The organism is Delftia sp. K82 (genome assembly GCF_002193035.1).
Lineage (GTDB): Bacteria > Pseudomonadota > Gammaproteobacteria > Burkholderiales > Burkholderiaceae_C > Comamonas > Comamonas acidovorans.
Map to the genome: position 1 here is coordinate 595,998 of NZ_MYFL01000003.1, position 16,882 is coordinate 612,879.

Annotated in this window: 17 protein-coding genes and 1 pseudogene; 4 read left to right on the top strand and 14 right to left on the bottom strand. The window is 69.3% G+C overall.

The genetic code is table 11. The features are described from left to right. Window positions 1-23: 23 nt before the first annotated feature. The 5 genes and pseudogenes from KDK82_RS19575 to KDK82_RS19595 form a co-directional block, all read right to left on the bottom strand. Window positions 24-635 carry a HupE/UreJ family protein gene (locus tag KDK82_RS19575; protein WP_088165961.1) on the bottom strand — a complete coding sequence of 204 codons (612 nt, stop codon included), beginning with the start codon at window positions 633-635 and terminating at the stop codon, window positions 24-26. A gap of 11 nt (window positions 636-646) precedes the next feature. Continuing rightward, complete coding sequence (locus tag KDK82_RS19580; protein ID WP_012203116.1) at window positions 647-949, bottom strand: urease subunit gamma; 303 nt, start codon at window positions 947-949, stop codon at window positions 647-649. Window positions 950-966: 17 nt separating this feature from the next. Beyond that, window positions 967-1,884 (bottom strand): urease accessory protein UreD, encoded by a 918-nt coding sequence (locus KDK82_RS19585; protein ID WP_088165962.1) that lies wholly within the window; start codon window positions 1,882-1,884, stop codon window positions 967-969. A 199-nt stretch (window positions 1,885-2,083) separates the two neighbouring features. Beyond that, the gene (locus KDK82_RS19590) at window positions 2,084-3,358 is read right to left on the bottom strand and encodes an MFS transporter (RefSeq protein ID WP_088165963.1); all 1,275 of its coding nucleotides are present in this window, start codon (window positions 3,356-3,358) and stop codon (window positions 2,084-2,086) included. 46 nt (window positions 3,359-3,404) lie between these two features. Next, a pseudogene (locus tag KDK82_RS19595) lies at window positions 3,405-3,933 on the bottom strand (RidA family protein). A gap of 129 nt (window positions 3,934-4,062) precedes the next feature. On the opposite strand from KDK82_RS19595, the gene soxR reads away from it, so the two are divergent. Beyond that, window positions 4,063-4,533 carry a redox-sensitive transcriptional activator SoxR gene (gene soxR, locus KDK82_RS19600; protein WP_013804325.1) on the top strand — a complete coding sequence of 157 codons (471 nt, stop codon included), beginning with the start codon at window positions 4,063-4,065 and terminating at the stop codon, window positions 4,531-4,533. A 23-nt stretch (window positions 4,534-4,556) separates the two neighbouring features. On the opposite strand, the gene KDK82_RS19605 is transcribed toward soxR, so the two are convergent. Further along, window positions 4,557-5,726 (bottom strand): MFS transporter, encoded by a 1,170-nt coding sequence (locus KDK82_RS19605; protein ID WP_088165964.1) that lies wholly within the window; start codon window positions 5,724-5,726, stop codon window positions 4,557-4,559. Between the two features lie 320 nt (window positions 5,727-6,046). Between KDK82_RS19605 and KDK82_RS19610 the strand changes: the two genes are divergently transcribed. Next, complete coding sequence (locus tag KDK82_RS19610) at window positions 6,047-6,514, top strand: hypothetical protein (RefSeq protein WP_071954279.1); 468 nt, start codon at window positions 6,047-6,049, stop codon at window positions 6,512-6,514. A 48-nt stretch (window positions 6,515-6,562) separates the two neighbouring features. Here KDK82_RS19610 and KDK82_RS19615 read toward each other — a convergent pair whose 3' ends face one another. Together KDK82_RS19615 and KDK82_RS19620 are read right to left on the bottom strand one after the other, a co-directional pair. Further along, window positions 6,563-7,513: a diguanylate cyclase gene (locus KDK82_RS19615; RefSeq protein ID WP_088165965.1), complete on the bottom strand. Its 951-nt coding sequence runs from the start codon at window positions 7,511-7,513 to the stop codon at window positions 6,563-6,565. 116 nt (window positions 7,514-7,629) lie between these two features. Beyond that, window positions 7,630-8,694 carry a serine/threonine protein kinase gene (locus tag KDK82_RS19620; RefSeq protein WP_088165966.1) on the bottom strand — a complete coding sequence of 355 codons (1,065 nt, stop codon included), beginning with the start codon at window positions 8,692-8,694 and terminating at the stop codon, window positions 7,630-7,632. Here KDK82_RS19620 and KDK82_RS19625 point away from each other — a divergent pair. Next, window positions 8,693-9,502 carry a 2'-5' RNA ligase family protein gene (locus tag KDK82_RS19625; protein WP_088165967.1) on the top strand — a complete coding sequence of 270 codons (810 nt, stop codon included), beginning with the start codon at window positions 8,693-8,695 and terminating at the stop codon, window positions 9,500-9,502. The genes KDK82_RS19620 and KDK82_RS19625 overlap by 2 nt on opposite strands. Here the strand turns inward: KDK82_RS19625 and KDK82_RS19630 are convergent, their stop codons facing one another. The 4 genes from KDK82_RS19630 to KDK82_RS19645 form a co-directional block, all read right to left on the bottom strand. Further along, a complete protein-coding gene (locus tag KDK82_RS19630; protein ID WP_012203126.1) occupies window positions 9,503-9,919 on the bottom strand; it encodes an organic hydroperoxide resistance protein in 417 nt (138 codons plus the stop codon). It abuts the gene before it with no gap. Between the two features lie 64 nt (window positions 9,920-9,983). Beyond that, window positions 9,984-10,451, bottom strand: a complete 468-nt coding sequence (locus KDK82_RS19635; RefSeq protein ID WP_088165968.1) for a MarR family winged helix-turn-helix transcriptional regulator — start codon at window positions 10,449-10,451, stop codon at window positions 9,984-9,986. 93 nt (window positions 10,452-10,544) lie between these two features. Further along, window positions 10,545-11,360: a crotonase/enoyl-CoA hydratase family protein gene (locus KDK82_RS19640; RefSeq protein WP_012203128.1), complete on the bottom strand. Its 816-nt coding sequence runs from the start codon at window positions 11,358-11,360 to the stop codon at window positions 10,545-10,547. 98 nt (window positions 11,361-11,458) lie between these two features. Next, window positions 11,459-12,307, bottom strand: a complete 849-nt coding sequence (locus KDK82_RS19645; RefSeq protein ID WP_088165969.1) for a 3-hydroxybutyryl-CoA dehydrogenase — start codon at window positions 12,305-12,307, stop codon at window positions 11,459-11,461. 156 nt (window positions 12,308-12,463) lie between these two features. Here KDK82_RS19645 and KDK82_RS19650 point away from each other — a divergent pair, with 156 nt between their 5' ends. Further along, complete coding sequence (locus KDK82_RS19650; protein WP_088165970.1) at window positions 12,464-14,056, top strand: GMC family oxidoreductase; 1,593 nt, start codon at window positions 12,464-12,466, stop codon at window positions 14,054-14,056. Here the strand turns inward: KDK82_RS19650 and KDK82_RS19655 are convergent. After that, window positions 14,053-15,321, bottom strand: coding sequence for a GGDEF domain-containing protein (locus KDK82_RS19655; RefSeq protein WP_088165971.1), 1,269 nt, complete (start codon window positions 15,319-15,321; stop codon window positions 14,053-14,055). The two genes, KDK82_RS19650 and KDK82_RS19655, sit on opposite strands and share 4 nt — an antisense overlap. Before the next feature lie 62 nt (window positions 15,322-15,383). After that, the gene (locus KDK82_RS19660) at window positions 15,384-16,880 is read right to left on the bottom strand and encodes an AMP nucleosidase (protein WP_034390135.1); all 1,497 of its coding nucleotides are present in this window, start codon (window positions 16,878-16,880) and stop codon (window positions 15,384-15,386) included. Window positions 16,881-16,882 lie beyond the last annotated feature (2 nt).

Below are 16,882 nucleotides of genomic sequence, written 5' to 3' on the forward strand. Positions count from 1 at the left end.
TCGGTCATGTGCGGCTCCCGCGTTCAGCCCGCCAGGGCTGCTGCGCCATAGCCCATGGCGGCCACGCCGGCCAGGCGTGCGGCCCAGGCCGATGCCGTGCCGCCGCGCATGGCCCGGCCAAAGGCCACGCCCAGCGCATGCAGCACCAGCGTGGTGGCGACCATGCCCGCCATGTAGGCCCAGAACACGGCTGCGGGCAGCGCGTGGGGGAAGACCTCGCCATGCGCGTATCCGTGGAACAGCGCGAAGGCGCCGGCCAGCACCATGGCCAGGGCCACGGGCAGGCGGCGCTGGGCCACCAACAGCAGGCCGAAGGCCAGCAGCGATGCGGCCACCATGGGCTCAACGGCCGGCAGCTCCAGCGGGGTCTGCGTCAGCGCCAGGCCCAGCGCCATGCAGGCGGCAAAGGCCACGGGCGGCAGCCACTGGCGCTGGAGCATCAGCCCGCACCACAGGCCCAGCGCCAGCATGGCCAGCAGATGGTCCAGGCCCGCGATGGGGTGGGACAGCCCGGCCATCAGAGCCTGCATGGCGCCGTCACCGGCGTGCAGGTGCGCACCTGCACCCGTATGGGCGCTGGCGGCCGTGGTGGCGGCCAGCAGGGCCGGGGCGAGCAGAAGGCGGGGATGGAACATGGCGGATCTCCTCAAACGATCGGATGGTGAACGGTGACCAGCTTGGTGCCGTCCGGGAAAGTGGCTTCGACCTGGATGTCCGGGATCATTTCTGGAATGCCCTCCATCACATCGGCGCGCGTCAGCACCGTGGTGCCCAGGTGCATGAGCTCGGCCACGGTCCTGCCGTCGCGTGCCCACTCCAGCACGGCGGCGCTGATCAGCGCCACGGCCTCGGGGTAGTTGAGCTTCAGGCCGCGCGCCTTGCGCCGCTCGGCCACCAGGGCTGCGGTGAACAGCAGCAGCTTGTCTTTTTCACGGGGCGTGAGTTCCATCGATGAGTCTCCGTTGATCAGGTCGCCCACAGGCGCGGGGGGCGGGCTGGTTGGTCCAGCAGGGCCGGGCGCAGCAGGCGCCAGCCTTCATGCAGCACGGCCCGTGCCGCCTCCATGCGCCGGGCCAGCACGCGCAGCAGCAGCACCGAGGGCGCGCCGCCCTGGCCGGCCAGCAGGCTGGCGCCGGCGCGCACTTCATCGCTCCAGGGCAGGCTGGCGGCCAGTTGCTCGCTCAATGGCTCCATGGCCGCCAAGGGTTCGGGGGCCACGGCCCAGAGGCTGGCCTGTATGGGGAAGCCGGCCCAGGCAACGGGGCTGGACAGCAGGGCATGGCCGGCGTGCAGTTCACCTTGCTCCAGCCACAGCGGCCGTCCGCCGCATGCGAGCCGGTTGTGAAGCTGCAGGCGCGCGGCAGCGCAGTGGGCGGCGCCGGTGTGGTTCCAGTGCTCGCCCGCGCCATAGCGGCCCAGCACCACGGCGTCCCAGCCGATGGCGCGCGCGCCCGGCGCAAGATCCAGGTCCAGCGCCATGGTGGCGTCGGCACCGGCGAACAGCATGTTTTCCTGTGGCAGCCATTCCAGGATGGCGCCTTCTTCCACGCGCAGCCGCACGCGCTGCGCGGCCGGGCGGCCCTGGGACTTGTACCAGCGCGTGGCGCCCGGTGTGGTCAACAGGGCGTGGGCGCCGGGCTCCACGGTCACATCGATCTGCAACTGGTCGCCGCCGGCCACGCCGCCGGGCGGATGCAGCAGCACGGCATGGCAGATGCCGGGGCCTTCAGGGTGCAGCGGCTTTTGCACGCGCAGCGGGCCGCTGTGGCGTGCGTGGGAAAGCACGCTGCCCTGACCGGCGCGGTGCCCGAAGCGCAGGTCCAGCATGGCCTGCCAGCCCGAGGCGCAAGCGGGCACGGCGGTGATCGGTAGCGCTGCGGACATGGGCGTGACGGGCGGTACAGGGCGTGGTGGTTGTAACGGCCTTTGTCATGCATTTAGCGTGCCAATCCGGTGCAGTGGCGGTTGCGCCATGTTGGTGCGCTGGCGCATCGGATTGGTGCGTTTCCTGCATGGCAAGGCGCGCAAGACGGCACGTTTGCAGTGCATTCTTGCGCAGCGTGCCGCAGGCTGGTGCTCTTTCTTACGCGCGGCCCTGTTGTCGATCTGCCTGGCCTGCTTGGCCAGTCTGGTGTGCCTGGCGCGCGAGGGACCTGTCCCAGGCCACGACGGCCAGCGTGGCCAGGCTCAGAATCAGGCCCGCCACGCTGGCACCTGTCCATCCCCAGTGCAGCCAGACCGCCGAGCCCACGGCCGAGCCTGCCGAGGCGCCGATGAAATAGCCCGTCATATAGACCGCATTGATGCGCGAGCGCGCCAAGGGTGCCAGCGCGTAGATCACGTTCTGGTTGCTGATGTGCAGGGCCTGCAGCGCGGCATCGACGATGAGCAGCCCCGCCAGGAACCACCACAGGCTGGTGCCGCCCAGCCACAGCGCCCCCCAGCCCGCCAGCATCAGCAGGCCGCCGGCCAACGTGGTGCGCTGCTCCAGCCCCCGGTCGGCCAGCCGGCCGGCCATGTTGGCCATGAGGGCGCCGGCCACGCCGACCAGGCCGATGAGGCCGATCTGCGCATCGCCAAACCCGTAGCCCGGCCCGGCCAGCAGCAGTGCCATGGTCGAGAACAGCACGCTCACCGTGGCAAAGCCCATGCCGCCGATCAGCGCCCGGCTGCGCAGGCGCGGCTGCTCGCGCGCCAGCGTGAGCAGGGAGCGCATCACCGCGCCATAGCCTATGGGCTGGGCCGGCTGCGCCAGGGGCAGCGCGCGCCGCAGCAGCAGGGCAACGCCGGCTGTGGCCAGGGCGCCCACCCAGTAGACGGCATTCCAGCCGCCCAGCTCCGACAACAGGCCCGCCACGCTGCGGGCCGCCAGGATGCCGATCAGCAGCCCGCTCATGACCAGCCCCACGGCGCGCCCGCTGGCGCCGGGCGCCGCAAAGCTGGCCGCCATGGGCACCAGCACCTGGGCCGCGACCGAGAACAGCCCCGTCATCAGCGTGCCCGCCGCCAGCAGCGCAAAGCTGTGCGCCATGCCGCTGGCCAGCATGCCCAGCGCGGCCAGCAGCATCAGGCCCAGCACCAGGCGGCGGCGTTCCAGCATGTCGCCCAGCGGCACGAGCAGCAGCAGTCCCAGCGCATAGGAGACCTGGGCCATGGTCACCGTCAGCGAGGCACGCGCCTCGCTGATGCCCAGGTCGATGGCGATGGAGTGCAGCAGCGGCTGGTTGAAGTAATTGGCGCCCGCGCACAGGCCGCAGGCCGTGGCCATGAGCAGCAGGGTGCTCTGGGGCAGCACGGGCGTGGCGGTGGCCTGCATGGGCGGCGAGGGCAGGGCGGGGGCCGGGGAGGATCTGTTCATCTGACGAATGCCTGTGTTATCTGCTTATGGGTGGCAAACGGATGGCTCAGACCCACAGCGGCGGCCGTGCGGGCTGGGCGTGGGCGGGCAGTGCGGCCACGGCATCGACCTCGATCAGCATGCCGGGCAGGGCCAGCCGGGGCACGGGGATCAGGGTGCAGGCCGGAAAGCGCGGCAGGGTATTGCTGGGGGCGCCATCGCCGGGGGGCGCCGTCGCTCCAATGCAGGCGCACGGCGGCCTGCCAGTCGTTGAAGCGGGCCTCCGAGTGGTCAACGATGAGCAGGGTCAGCTTGACCACCTGGCCCATGTCCGCGCCCGCCGCTTGCAGCGCCAGCTTGAGGTTGGACAGCGCCTGCTGCGCCTGGGCCGCGAAGCTGTCGGGCAAGTCGCCCGCCTGGTTCTCGCCGCCCTGGCCCGAGACGAAGGCCCATTGCGCCGGCCCGTGCACGGTGACCACATGGGTGTAGCCGTTGGGCGTGGCGTCGTAGAGGCCGGCGGGCTGCAGATGGTGCAGTTGCGGGGCCGTGGAAGCTGCGGGCTGTGCCGAGGAGGTGGCAAGTGCGTCGTGTGGCATGTATGGCTTGGAGTCTGAGAGTGGGCCGGACCGGGCGGCGAGGCTTGCCAGTGTGAAACCTCAACCAAAGTTGAGGTCAAATGCAGGCCTGCTTGGACCTATTTTTCCTGCGCCTATTTTCCTGCTGCCATGAATCTGTCTTCTGCCGGTGTCACCGCGTCCGACCATGACGGGCCGGCCATCCTCTCCGTGGGCGAAGTCGCCCGGCGCAGCGGCATCACCGTCTCGGCCCTGCATTTCTACGAGCGCCAGGGGCTGATCGAGAGCCTGCGCACGCCCGGCAACCAGCGCCGCTATGCGCGTGCCGTGCTACGGCGCGTGGCGGTCATCAGGGTGGCCCAGCGCATGGGCGTGCCGCTGGCCGAGATTGCCGAGGCGCTGCAGGACCTGCCCAGCGGCCGCACGCCCACGCAGGCTGACTGGGCCGCGCTGTCCGCACGCTGGCGCCATGCGCTGGATGCGCGCATCCAGGGCCTGACCCAGCTGCGCGACCAGATCGACGGCTGCATTGGCTGCGGCTGCCTGTCCCTCAAGGTCTGCCCGCTGCGCAATGACGGCGATTGCCTGGCCGAAGACGGGCCGGGACCGCACTTTCGCTGAACAGGCATGCGCCCTTGGCGGAACTAGTGCTTGGGCATGGGCAGCGTGGGCGTGCGCGTGCACATCCAGCACAGCCAGCCGGCCAGCGCGCCCATGACGATGCAGTAGGCGACCAGGGCCTGGGTGATGCCGATATGGTCCGAGAGCCAGCCCAGGCCCAGGATGGGCACGATGGTGCCCAGGTAGCCGACCACCAGGTACGTGGACAGCAGGCCCGTGCGCGTGGCCGGGGTGGAGACCTTGTTGACGATGGACATGCCCGCCAGGTTGCACAGGCCGTGGCCCGCCGCCGTGGTGATCACGCTGAGCGCGAACAGCAGGGCCGAGCCCGCGAAGCTGTTGACCAGCAGCAGGAGGTTGCAGGCCACCAGGCAGGCAAAGCCCACAATGGCCGAGCCCTTGGTCGGGCGCGGGCGCGCCAGGTACTGGAAGCCCGCCGAGAGGAACAGGATCACGCCGATGGACAGGCCCGAGACAGCCGGTCCGTGCCAGGGCACCATGCGCTGCATGAAGCTGGGCGCCAGCGATGCGAACAGGCTGAACATGCCGAATGCGCAGAACGCGCACATGCCGCCCAGTGCGTAGTGGCGCGCAAAGCGGCGCTCCGGCAGCGTGATGGTGGGCATGAAATCGCGCCAGTGCAGCGCGCGTGCCTGGGTGGATGCCAGCTCGGCCGGCTCGGCAATGCGCACCTGGTACAGCGCATAGACGGCCAGCAGCCCCAGCCCCAGCGAGGGAATGTAGGCCGTGACCAGCGGCCAGGGCAGCCACTGCGCGATAAGCCCGCCCACCACGGGGCCCAGCCCGAAACCGAAGGCAATGGTCAGGCTGGTGGTGGCCGCGGCGCGCTGCAGGTCGCCCCGGTTGTTGAGCCGGGTCATGCCTACCGAGGCCGAGGTGGTGATCAGCCCCGAAGCCACGCCGATCACCACGCGCCCCAGCGCAAAGCTGGGCACGTTCCAGGCCACGGCGGAGGCCAGCACGCCCAGCGTCATCAGGATCAGCCCGGCGCGCAGCACGGTGACAAAGCCGAAACGGTCGGTCAGCCGGCCCAGGAACAGCAGGCTGGCCAGCGCGCCGAACATATAGGCCACGAAGATCTGCGTGATGTGGCTGGGCTGCAGCCCCCAGGCCTGCTGGTACAGCGGGTACAGCGGGCTGGCCAGGGCCGTGCCCATGACACCCACGCACATGGAAAAACACACCCACGCATAGGGTGGCCAACGGGTTTGCATAGAAAAGGGAGCGAAAAGGGAGCGCGAAGAAAGCGAAGGGGAAAGCGGCGCCGCGCAGGCCTGGCGCCACCGGGGCGCCACGGCACTGTCCGGGAGCGCATGGAATCTGGAATGACCCGCAGGCCAATGGGTGAATTCTAAGAAACCCGCGTGTCCTGAGTGTTTCGCTGCCTCCGAGCCCCTGGCATGGACCCGGGCATACCGCTGGCAACGTGCGCCGGGCGGGCGGGTGTACCCTGTGGCCGTCCCTGTGTTTTCCCTTGTCCAGAGAGTCCGGCATGCCAGTTCCATCCTCCGCTTTCATGACCTCCCAGCCATCCCGCAAGGCAGCGTGGACCGCGCTTGGCGCCTGCGCGCTGCTGCTGGCCGGCTGCGGCTCGGTGGGCGGCGGTGTGGGCATCGGAATTCCGGTCGGCCCCGTGTCGGTGGGCGTGGGGCTGGGCAGCGGCGGGCTGAGTGCCGGAGTCGGCACGGGCGTGGGCCCGGTCGGCGTTGGCGTCGGCGTCAACCAGAGCGGCCAGGTGCTGGGCAGCGCAGGCGTGGGAGCCTCCACGGGTGTGGGCGGCGCGCGGGTCGGCGTGGGCGTGGGCTCATCCACCGTGCTGCACGATCCGCAGCGCTCCAACGTTCAACCGGCCCAGGAGCCAGCGCCTGCAGCCCCGCCTCAGACCCCAGCCGGCCAGGTGCAATGGCGTGATGCCAGCGGTCAGGTCGTGCCAACCTGCCGCGTCGATGGACGTTGCTGAGGTGCGAGAGAGGGGAACGGCGCGTAGCGCCTCAGGGGGTGTTTCCTGTCACCCAGCCCAGACGATGCGGTCGCGACCAGCGTTTTTTGCGAGATAAAGGCGCCGATCGGCATCCGCCAGCAGTTGCTGGGCACTGTTGGTGGACGAAGGCGCAATGCAGGCCACGCCCAGGCTCACGGTCAGCGCCTGGCCCAGGGGCGAGGCGGCATGGGGCAGGTCCAGCAGCCTGAGCGCATCGACGATGCCCTGCGCCACCAGCACCGCGCCATCCAGCGCCGTATGGGGCAGCAGGCAGACGAATTCCTCGCCCCCATAGCGCGCCAGCAGGTCGCCCGGCCGGTGCAGTGCGCCCTGAATGGCCTGGGACATCTGGCTCAGGCATTCATCGCCGACCAGATGGCCGTAGTGGTCGTTGTAGGCCTTGAAGTGGTCCACGTCGATCATCACCAGCGACAGCGGCTCGCCCAGGCGCTGCAGGCGCATGAACTCGCGCTCCAGCTGGGCACTGAAGAAACGCCGGTTGGCCACGCCCGTCAGCCCGTCGCTGTGCGACAGCAGTTGCAGCATCTGGCGCTGCTGCGCAATCTCCAGATGCGTGCGCACGCGTGCCTTGAGCACGGCCGGGCGAAAGGGCTTGGTCACGAAATCCACGGCGCCCAGGTTCAGTCCCAGTTCCTCGCAATGGGGCTCTGTCAGCGCGGTGAGGAAGATGATGGGTATATGCGCGGTCTGCAGGTCGGCCTTGAGGCGGCGGCAGACCTCGAAGCCATCCATCCCGGGCATGCGGATGTCCAGCAGGATGAGGTCGGGCAGGTACTGGCGGGCCAGGGTCAGCGCGTCCTCGCCGGTGTAGGCCACAAGCGGGCCGCACAGATCCTTGATCACCTGGCAGATGATGGTGGCGTTGTCTGGAACGTCGTCCACCACCAGCACCTTTTGCGCGGCAGGCAAGGGCTGTAGCGGGTCGGGCAGCGATGGTGGGAAGGCGGAGTAGGGCATGGCCGATGGGATTTCGGGCCGAGAATACCCCGGAACCCGCAGCCCTGGATAGGGCGCCGCGGGCCTGGACAATTTGTAAAGATATCTGTCTTCGGGAGGCAGGCAGCCCGGTGGCCTCAGGCGTATAGAGGCTCTTCCTGCATGGCCTCGATCTGCTCGTTGAGCATGTCCACCTGCCCGCGCCAGTAGTCGGGCGTGCCGAACCAGGGGAAGTTGATGGCAAAGATCGGGTCGTCCTGGCGCCGCGCCAGCCAGGCGCTGTAGTGGATGAGGCGCAGCGTGCGCAGCGGCTCGATCAGGGCCAGCTCGCGGCGGTCGAAGGGCCGGAACTGTTCGTACCCATCCAGCAGGGCGCCCAGCTGGCGCGTGCGCTGGCCCCGGTCGCCCGACAGCAGCATCCACAGGTCCTGCACGGCCGGGCCGGTGCGCGCATCGTCCAGGTCCACGAAATGCGGGCCGCCGCGGCCTTCGTCGTCCAGCGGCGTCCACAGCACGTTGCCGGGATGGCAGTCGCCATGCAGGCGCAGCGTGCGCGCGCTGTGCAGGCCGAAGTGGCCTGCAGCGCTCAGGCCGTCGGCAGCGGGTGCCATCAGCTCCAGGGCGCGCTGGCAGGCGGCCTTCCAGGTGGATTCCACCTCCAGCGGAATCATTTGCCGGTCCAGCAGCCATTGCATGGAGTCGTAGCCGAAGGTGGCCAGATCCAGCGCGGGCCGGTGCGCAAAGGGCCGGGCCGCGCCCACGGTATGGATGCGGGCCAGGAAGCGCCCGGTCCACTCCAGCACCTCGAAGTCGTCCAGCTCGGGCGGACGGCCTCCGCGCCAGGGGCTGACCGAGAAATCAAAGCCCGCGTGGCTGTGCAGCGTGGCGCCTTCCAGCACCAGCGGGGGCACGGCGGGCACTTCGGCGGCCGTCAGCTCGGCGCTGAAGGCGTGCTCCTCCAGGATCTGATCGCGGCTCCAGCGGCCCGGGCGGTAGAACTTGAGCACGACGCGATCGCCGTCTTCCAGTACGGCCTGGTAGACGCGGTTTTCGTAGGAGGCCAGGGCCGTGAGCCGGCCGTCGCCCCACAGGCCGACCGAGGCCAGGGCGTCGAGCACCACGTCGGGCGTGAGGCGGGCATAGGCGTGCGAGTTGTCGTCGGGGACGACATTCAGATCAGGATCGTGCGGTGTGGCGGACATGGGCCGATTGTCGCCGGGCTGGCTTAAGCTGTGCGGCTGCCTAGCCTTCGCCGATTCGCCCGCCGTGCCGCTGCTGCCCCATTTCCTGCAATCCCATGCCATAGCGAGCGCCAACGCCAGCGCCAGCTCCAGTGCAGCAGGCGCATCCGACGACTGGAGCGGCTGGCACCTGGGTCGGCGCCGCTATGCGGTCTGGGTGCTGGAGCTCCATGCGCTGGGCCCTGCCGAGGGCGAAGCCGTGCGCCGCGCCTGTGCGCAGGCGCGCCAGGCCCTGGCCGCTGCGCTGGTTCCTCGGTACGAGCGGCAGCTGCATGTGACCCTGGCCACGGCCGGCTTTCTGGATGGCGATGCGGCCCTGCCGGACGCCTACGGCGCGGCGGAACTATCGCGCGACTTGCACGCGCTGCAGGACCTGCCGGCCGCACCGCTGCAACTGGAATTCGGCGGCTGGGGCAGTTTCGAGATGGCGCCCTATCTGCAGGTGCGCGACCGCAGCCAGGGCGGGCCCACGCTGGGCATGCTGCATGGTGCACTCAGGCCGGCAAGACCCGAACTGGCGCTGACCGAGGCACTGCGCCCCTACGTGCCCCATGTGACGCTGGGCGCCTGGAACGCCGCCTGGCCACGCGTCCAGGTGCTGCAATGGATAAGCGGCCTGCCGGTGCTGGAGCACTGGCAGGCCGCCGTGGGCGAGATCGCGCTGGTCAGCTATGCAGCCGACGCCTTGCACGGCCCGTTGACCTGCCATGCACGCTACGACCTCCGGGGTCGCATGCTGCAATGGCGGGAGCGGCCGGGCTGGGCCTGATCAGACCAGGGTGATCTGCACGTCGATGTTGCCGCGCGTGGCGTTGGAGTAGGGGCAGACCTGGTGGGCTGCGTCCACCAGGGCCTGGGCGGCGGCCTTGTCCATGCCGGGCAGGCTGACCTTCAGGCGGGCAGCGATGCCGTAGGCGTTGGGGATGGTGCCCAGGTCCACTTCGGCGTCGATGGACAGGTCCTGCGGCAGGCTGATCTTCTGCTTGCCGGCCACGGCCTTGATGGCGCCGATGAAGCAGGCCGAGTAGCCTGCGGCGAACAGTTGTTCGGGATTGGTGCCCGTGCCGCTGGTGCCTGGCGAGGAAAGTGTCACGTCCAGGCGTCCGTCATCGGTGCGCGAGGCGCCGTCGCGGCCGCCGGTGGTGTGGGCACGTGCGGTGTACAGGACTTTTTCGAGCTGGGCCATGGTGTCTTCCTTTTGCAAAGTTGTCCGGCTGTGCGGACGGGTGGAGGAAATCGGCAATCCGTTGTCAGTCGCTGCGGCGCGGCGCCAGCCGCTCGCGCAGTGCGCCGAGTTGCTGCGTCAGCGCCTGCAACTCGGGCAGCGTGCACTGCGTGCTTTGCAGCACGCAGGCGGGAATCTTTTCAGCCGCATCGCGCAGTGCCCGGCCTTGCGCGGTGAGCGTGATGCGCACGCGGCGCTCGTCCTGCGCATCGCGCACCCGCTCCAGCAGGTTCGCGCCTTCGAGCCGCTTGAGCAGCGGCGTCAGCGTGCCCGAATCCAGGGTCAGCTGCTCGCCGACCTCCGACACGGTCAGGCCGTCGCGCTCCCACAGCACCAGCATCACCAGGTACTGCGGATAGGTCAGGCCGATGCCGTCGAGCAGGGGCTTGTAGAGCTTGGTCATGGCCAGCGACGCCGAGTACAGCGCAAAGCAGACTTGGTTGTCCAGGCGCAGAAGCTCTGGGGTGTCGGTGGGCAGGGCGTTGCGTGGCATGGGCTGAATTATTGCTGTCAATTAAATTGCACGCAACTTAATTGAGGAAATCCCTCCAGATCGGAGGGGGAAGATCGGGAGGGCGAGAAAGGCCTACCGGCCCGTGAAGCGCGCGGGGCGTTTCTCGATGAAGGAGCGCACGCCTTCGGCGGCATCCTCGCTGCTGGCCAGGCGCTGCTGCACGGGAATGAAGTCGGCCACGGCGGCGGCCTGGCCCAGCTCGATGGCCTTGAGCACATTGAGCCGCGTGGCCACCACGGCCTGCGGGGCCTGGGCGGCAATCCGCTCGGCAATGCGCAGGGCTTCGGCCAGTTCCTGGCCGGCCGGCACCACCTTCTGCACGAAGTTCAGGCGATAGGCCTCGGCGCTGTCGAACTCATCGGCCGTGAGCAGGTGCAGCATGGCATTGCCCACGCCCGCACGCTCGGCCATGCGCAGCGTGGCGCCGCCCGTGGGCATGATGCAGCGCTGCACCTCCAGTTGGGAAAAGCGGCAGTCATCGGCCGCGACCACGATGTCGGCGCCCAGCATCAGCTCGATGCCCACCGTGAAGCAAATGCCCTTGACCGCCACCACCATGGGCTTGGCGCGTCGCCGGTAGCCGACCAGGCCATAGTCGTGCGGCTCCACCAGGCCTTGCGGGATGGCCTTCCTGCCCGAGCGCAGGTACTCCGCCATCACCGGCAGATCCAGCCCCGCCGTGAAATGGCTGCCAAACGCATGCAGCACGCCCACGCGCAACTCGGGATCGTCGTCCAGGCGCGTATAGGCCTCGGCCAGCTGCTGGAACATGGGTGGCGTCCAGCCGTTGCGCTTGGCGGGGCGGTTGATCCCGATCAGCAGCACATGGCCGCGCACTTCGCAGCTGATGCAGCCTTCGGGCGGCGGGGTGGGGGTGTTGATGTCCATGGTTGTCTCCTGCGCATGGACCTTAGAGCAGGCCGCTGGAGGGCGCAGTCGCGCAGAAGACGGCCGGCCCGTGCGGGCCGGCAGGCAAAGGCCGTGTATCAGTAGCTGTACACGCCGCGGCCCGTCTTGCGGCCCAGGCGGCCGGCGGCCACCATTTCCTTGAGCAGGGGGCAGGCGCGGTACTTGCTGTCGCCGAATTCCTTGAGGTAGACCTCCATCACGGCCAGGCACACGTCCAGGCCGATCATGTCGGCCAGGGCCAGCGGGCCGATGGGCTGGTTGCAGCCCAGCTTCATGCCGGCGTCGATGTCCTCGGCCGATGCCAGGCCTTCGGCCAGCACGAAGAAGGCCTCGTTGATCATGGGCACCAGGATGCGGTTGACCACGAAGCCGGGGGCGTTCTTCACGGTGATGGGGCTCTTGCCCAGGCGCTCGGACAGTTCCTTGACCGTGGCGTGCGTCTCATCGCTGGTCTGCAGGCCGACGATGATCTCCACCAGCGCCATCATGGGCACGGGGTTGAAGAAGTGCATGCCGATGAACTTGTCGGCACGGCCCGTCACGGCGGCCAGCTGGGTGATGGAGATGGACGAGGTGTTGGTGGCGACGATGACGTTGGCATCCAGCAGGGCGTCCAGCTGCTTGAGGATCTTGACCTTGAGCTCGTAGTTCTCGGTGGCGGCCTCGATGACCAGTTGCGCGCCCTTGAGCGCCGCGTAGTCGGTCGATGTCTTGATGCGGGCCAGGGCGGCGGTCTTCTCTGCCTCGGTCAGCTTTTCCTTCTTGATCAGGCGGTCCAGGCTGCCCGAGACGGTGGCCACGCCCTTTTGGACGGCGGCCTCAGAGATGTCCACCATGACCACGTCGATGCCCGATACCGCGCAGGCCTGCGCGATGCCGTTGCCCATGGTGCCTGCGCCGATGATGCCTACGGTTTGAATTGCCATGACTGTCAGTCTCCTCAAACGAACAAAGTGAATGCGAACGTGAATGCGATCCGGCGATCGTAGCGGGATTCGGAGCATCCACCGGGTTTGCCCCGGCTTGCGGCGCCGCGCAGGCGACTGCAACAGTGGATGGCTACACCGCAGGGGAGGGGAGACATGCTGGACTACATCGTGATCGGAGGGGGATCGGCGGGCTCGGTGCTGGCCGGGCGGCTCAGCGAGGATGCCGAGACGCAGGTGGCGCTGCTGGAGGCCGGGCCGGCCGACTCCAGCGTGCTCATCCACTGTCCGGCGGGCATGGCCGCCATGGCCAAGGGCGGGCGCCACAGCTGGGGCCTGTCCACCGTGCCGCAGCCGGGCCTGGGCGGGCGGCGTGGCCACCAGCCGCGCGGCAAGGTGCTGGGCGGCTCCAGCGCGGTCAACGCCATGGTCTATGTGCGTGGCCAGCCGGCCGACTACGACCACTGGGCGGCCCAGGGCAACCCGGGCTGGAGCTGGAGCGAGGTGCTGCCCTATTTCCTGCGCGCCGAACACAACGAGCGCGGCGCCGATGCCTGGCATGGCGCGGGCGGGCCGCTGAACGTGGCCGACCTGCGCGATCCCAACCCGCTGTCCCGGGCCTTCGTGCAGGCGGGCGTGCAGGCCGGCCATGCGCACAACGCGGATTTCAACGGCCAGGCGCAGGAGGGCGTGGGCCTGTACCAGGTCACCCAGCGCAACGGCGAGCGCCACCACGTCGCCAAGGCCTATCTGGCGCCGCACCGTGCCAGGCCCAATCTGCGCGTGGAAACGGGTGCCCAGGTGCTGCGCATTCTGTTCGAGGGCCGGCGCGCCGTGGGTGTGGAGTACCTGCAGGGCGGTACGGTGCAGCAACTGCACTGCCGGCGCGAGGTGCTGCTTTGCGGCGGCGCACTGCTGTCGCCGCAGCTGCTGATGCTGTCTGGCGTGGGGCCGGGCGATCACCTGCGCTCGCTGGGCATCGATGTGGTCCACCATCTGCCCGGCGTGGGCGCCCATCTGCATGACCACCCGGATGTGGTGCTGGTGGTCGATGGCGCACAGCTGACCGACAGCTTCGGCCTGTCACTGGGCGGTGCGCGCAGATTGCTGGCCGCCGTGGGCCAATGGCGCAGCCAGCGTCGCGGCATGCTGACCACCAACTTTGCCGAGGCGGGCGGCTTCATCCGCAGCAGCCCTGGCGAGCCTGCGCCCGATCTGCAACTGCACTTCGTCGTCGCCAAGCTGGTGGACCACGGGCGCAAGACGGTCTGGGGCCATGGCTATTCGCTGCATGTCTGCGTGCTGCAGCCGGCCAGCCGCGGCAGCCTGCGCCTGGCCAGCGCCGACCCGCTGGCCCTGCCGCTGGTGGACCCGGCCTTTTTCTCCGACGCGCAGGACCTGCGGCGCATGGTGAACGGCGTGCGCCGCGCCCACGAGATCCTGGCCCAGCCGGCGCTGGCGGCCCTGGGCGGGCGCGAGATGCCGGCCTCGGCCGGCGCGCAGGATGATTCGGGCATCGAGGCCTTCATTCGCAGCCATGCCGACACCATCTACCACCCCGTGGGCAGCTGCCGCATGGGGCCGGGGCCCATGGACGTGGTCGATGCGCAGCTGCGTGTCTACGGCATCAAGGGCCTGCGCGTGGTCGATGCCTCGGTCATGCCGCGTATCGTCAGCGGCAACACCAATGCGCCCACGGTGATGATTGCGGAGAAGGCGGTGGACATGATCCGCGGGGGAGCCCTCTAGGTGCCTGGCGTGCGCCCGTGCGCCATGGCCTGCTCCGGGATGGAGGCCGACGGCTGCGGCCCCTGCTCCTCGGACGCGGCCACCGGGCTCAGCCGCACCTGCGTCCAGCAGTCGCGCCCGCGGCGCTTGGCGGCGTAGAGGGCGGCGTCTGCGGGGGCCAGCATCAGTTCCAGGCACAGGCCGTTCCAGGCCTGGGGTGCGTGGGCGCAGCCGGCGCTGAAGCGCACTTCGAAGCCCAGCACCTTGCGCGAGGCCTGCAGCAGCGCGGACTGCAGGCGGGTGCACAGGGTGTCCACGCCGTCGTCCGTGGTGTAGAGCAGCAGGCAGAACTCCTCGCCGCCCCAGCGCGCAGCGATTTCGTCGCTGCGCAGCTGCTGCTGCAGCAGGCGGGCGAACAGGCACAGCGTCTGGTCGCCCACGGCGTGGCCGTGCTCGTCGTTGACATGCTTGAAGTGGTCCAGGTCCAGCATCACCAGGGCCAGGGCCTGGCGGTGGCGCTGGGCATGGGCCAGCATGGCGGGTGCGCGCTCCAGCAGGGCGCGGCGGTTGGGCAGCCCGGTGAGCATGTCCTGCAAGGCCAGGTCGCGCAGTTGCTGGCTGGTCTCGTCGCGCCAGGCCACGAGCACGGCCACCATGAGCAGCGTGCTGCTCAGCGTGGTCAGCAGGGCGAAGATCTGGTTGGCGCCGCTGTCTGCGGTGAAGCTGGGCAGGAAGGGCGTGGCCAGGGCCAGGTAGCTGCGCACGAACAGCATCAGCCCCATGAAGGCGGCCACGCCGCACATCAGGTAGCGCCAGCTGCGCGCCACGGGCCGCTGTGGGTCCAGGCACAGGCCGGCCAGCGCCATCAGGCACAGGCCATGGACGGCGCTGAACCAGCCGGTGCGCAGGGCCGCCTGGGGCAGCAGCAGCGCAAAGCCCAGCGGCCCCAGCACGCACAGCGCGATCAGGCCGCGCTCCAGCAGCATCGGGCGCGGCCCCAGCCATTCACGCAGGGCGCGCGCCATCTGCCACTGGGCGGTGGCGGCCAACGCCGCCGCGCCCAGCGACAGCAGGTCACGTCCCATCAGGCCTTGGGGCAGGCGGCTGGCGATCAGGATGAGGGTCCAGGCCAGGGCCTGCATCAGGAAGAAGTGCTGCGCATGGCGCGCCGCACCGCTGACGCGACGCCCCATGGCCAGCGGCAGGGCGGCCGACATGGCCATCATGTTGATGGCCACGACGGCGGTCATGGAGAAAAAGTCCAGGGTGGGCAGCGTGGATGGCATGTGCGTCCCTGGATGGCGGTGCGAAGCGTGGCCCGAGGCAGGAGGTGGCCGGTGGCGGGGCGCTACTGGAACGCCACCTCCGCGAAGCTGCGCAGCTTGCGGCTGTGCAGGCGCTGGGTGCCGCCTTCGCGCAGTATGTCGATGGCGCGCATGCCGATGCGCAGATGCTGGTCCACGCGCTCGCGGTAGAAGTGGTTGGCCATGCCGGGCAGCTTGATCTCGCCGTGCAGCGGCTTGTCGGAGACGCACAGCAGCGTTCCATAGGGCACGCGGAAGCGGAAGCCGTTGGCCGCGATGGTGGCGCTTTCCATGTCCAGCGCCACGGCGCGGCTCTGGCTGAAGCGCAGCTGGGGCAGGTTGTTGGGCAGCAGTTCCCAGTTGCGGTTGTCGGTGCTGGCCACGGTGCCGGTGCGCATGATGCGCTTGAGGTCGGGGCCGTCCATCTGCGTGACGTCGGCCACGGCCTGCTGCAGTGCCAGCTGGATTTCGGCCAGCGCGGGAATGGGCACCCACAGCGGCAGTTCCTCGTCCAGCACATGGTCCTCGCGCACATAGGCGTGGGCCAGCACGTAGTCGCCCAGTTGCTGGCTGTTGCGCAGGCCCGCGCAGTGGCCCAGCATCATCCAGGCGTGCGGGCGCAGCACGGCTATGTGGTCGGTGATGGTCTTGGCATTGGCCGGACCCACGCCGATGTTGACCATGGTGATGCCGCTGTGGTCGGCGCGCACCAGGTGGTAGGCCGGCATCTGCGGCAGGCGCGGCGGCGGCGTGCCCAGCTCGTCATTGGGCTGGGCCGGCAGGCCGGTGCGGCGCGTGACCACGTTGCCGGGCTCGATGAAGGCCACGTATTCGCTGTCTTCCCTGGCCATTTCTGCGTGGCCCAGGCGGATGAATTCGTCGATGTAGAACTGGTAGTTGGTGAACAGCACGAAGTTCTGGAACCACTCGGGCTGGGTGCCCGTGTAGTGGCGCAGGCGGTGCAGCGAGTAGTCCACGCGCGGGGCGGTGAACAGGGACAGCGGCAGTGCCTCGCCGGGATGCGGGCGCCAGGTGCCGTTGGCAATGCCGTCGTCCATGGCTTCGAGGTCGGGCAGGTCGAACACGTCGCGCATCAGCTGGCGCCGCTCGCGCGTGAGCGTTCCCTCGATGTGGTCGTTCTCGGCGAACGAGAAGTGGATGGGAATGGGCTTGTCGCTCAGGCCCACCTCCAGCGGCACGCCGTGGCTTTTGATCAGCAGGCGGAACTGCTCGGCGTAGTAGCGCGAGAACAGGTCGGGCCGCGTGAGCGTGGCCTCATGCGTGCCCGGGCCCTCGACGAAGCCGTAGGCCAGCTGCGTGTCGGCGCGCGACACGGTGCTCGTGTGCATGCGAACGAAGGGGTAGTAGGCGTGGACGGGAGCGGCCGGGGTTTCGCCGGAGACGAAGCGCTGCATGTTCGAGCGAAGGTGCTCTATCTGCTCCCGGTAGATCTGCTGTACGTGCTCCAGGGCCCGCTGGGGGTCGGTGTGCAAGGTGGCTGCGGCCCTGGAGGCCTGCGAGGGGTTGTGAAGCAAAACCATGG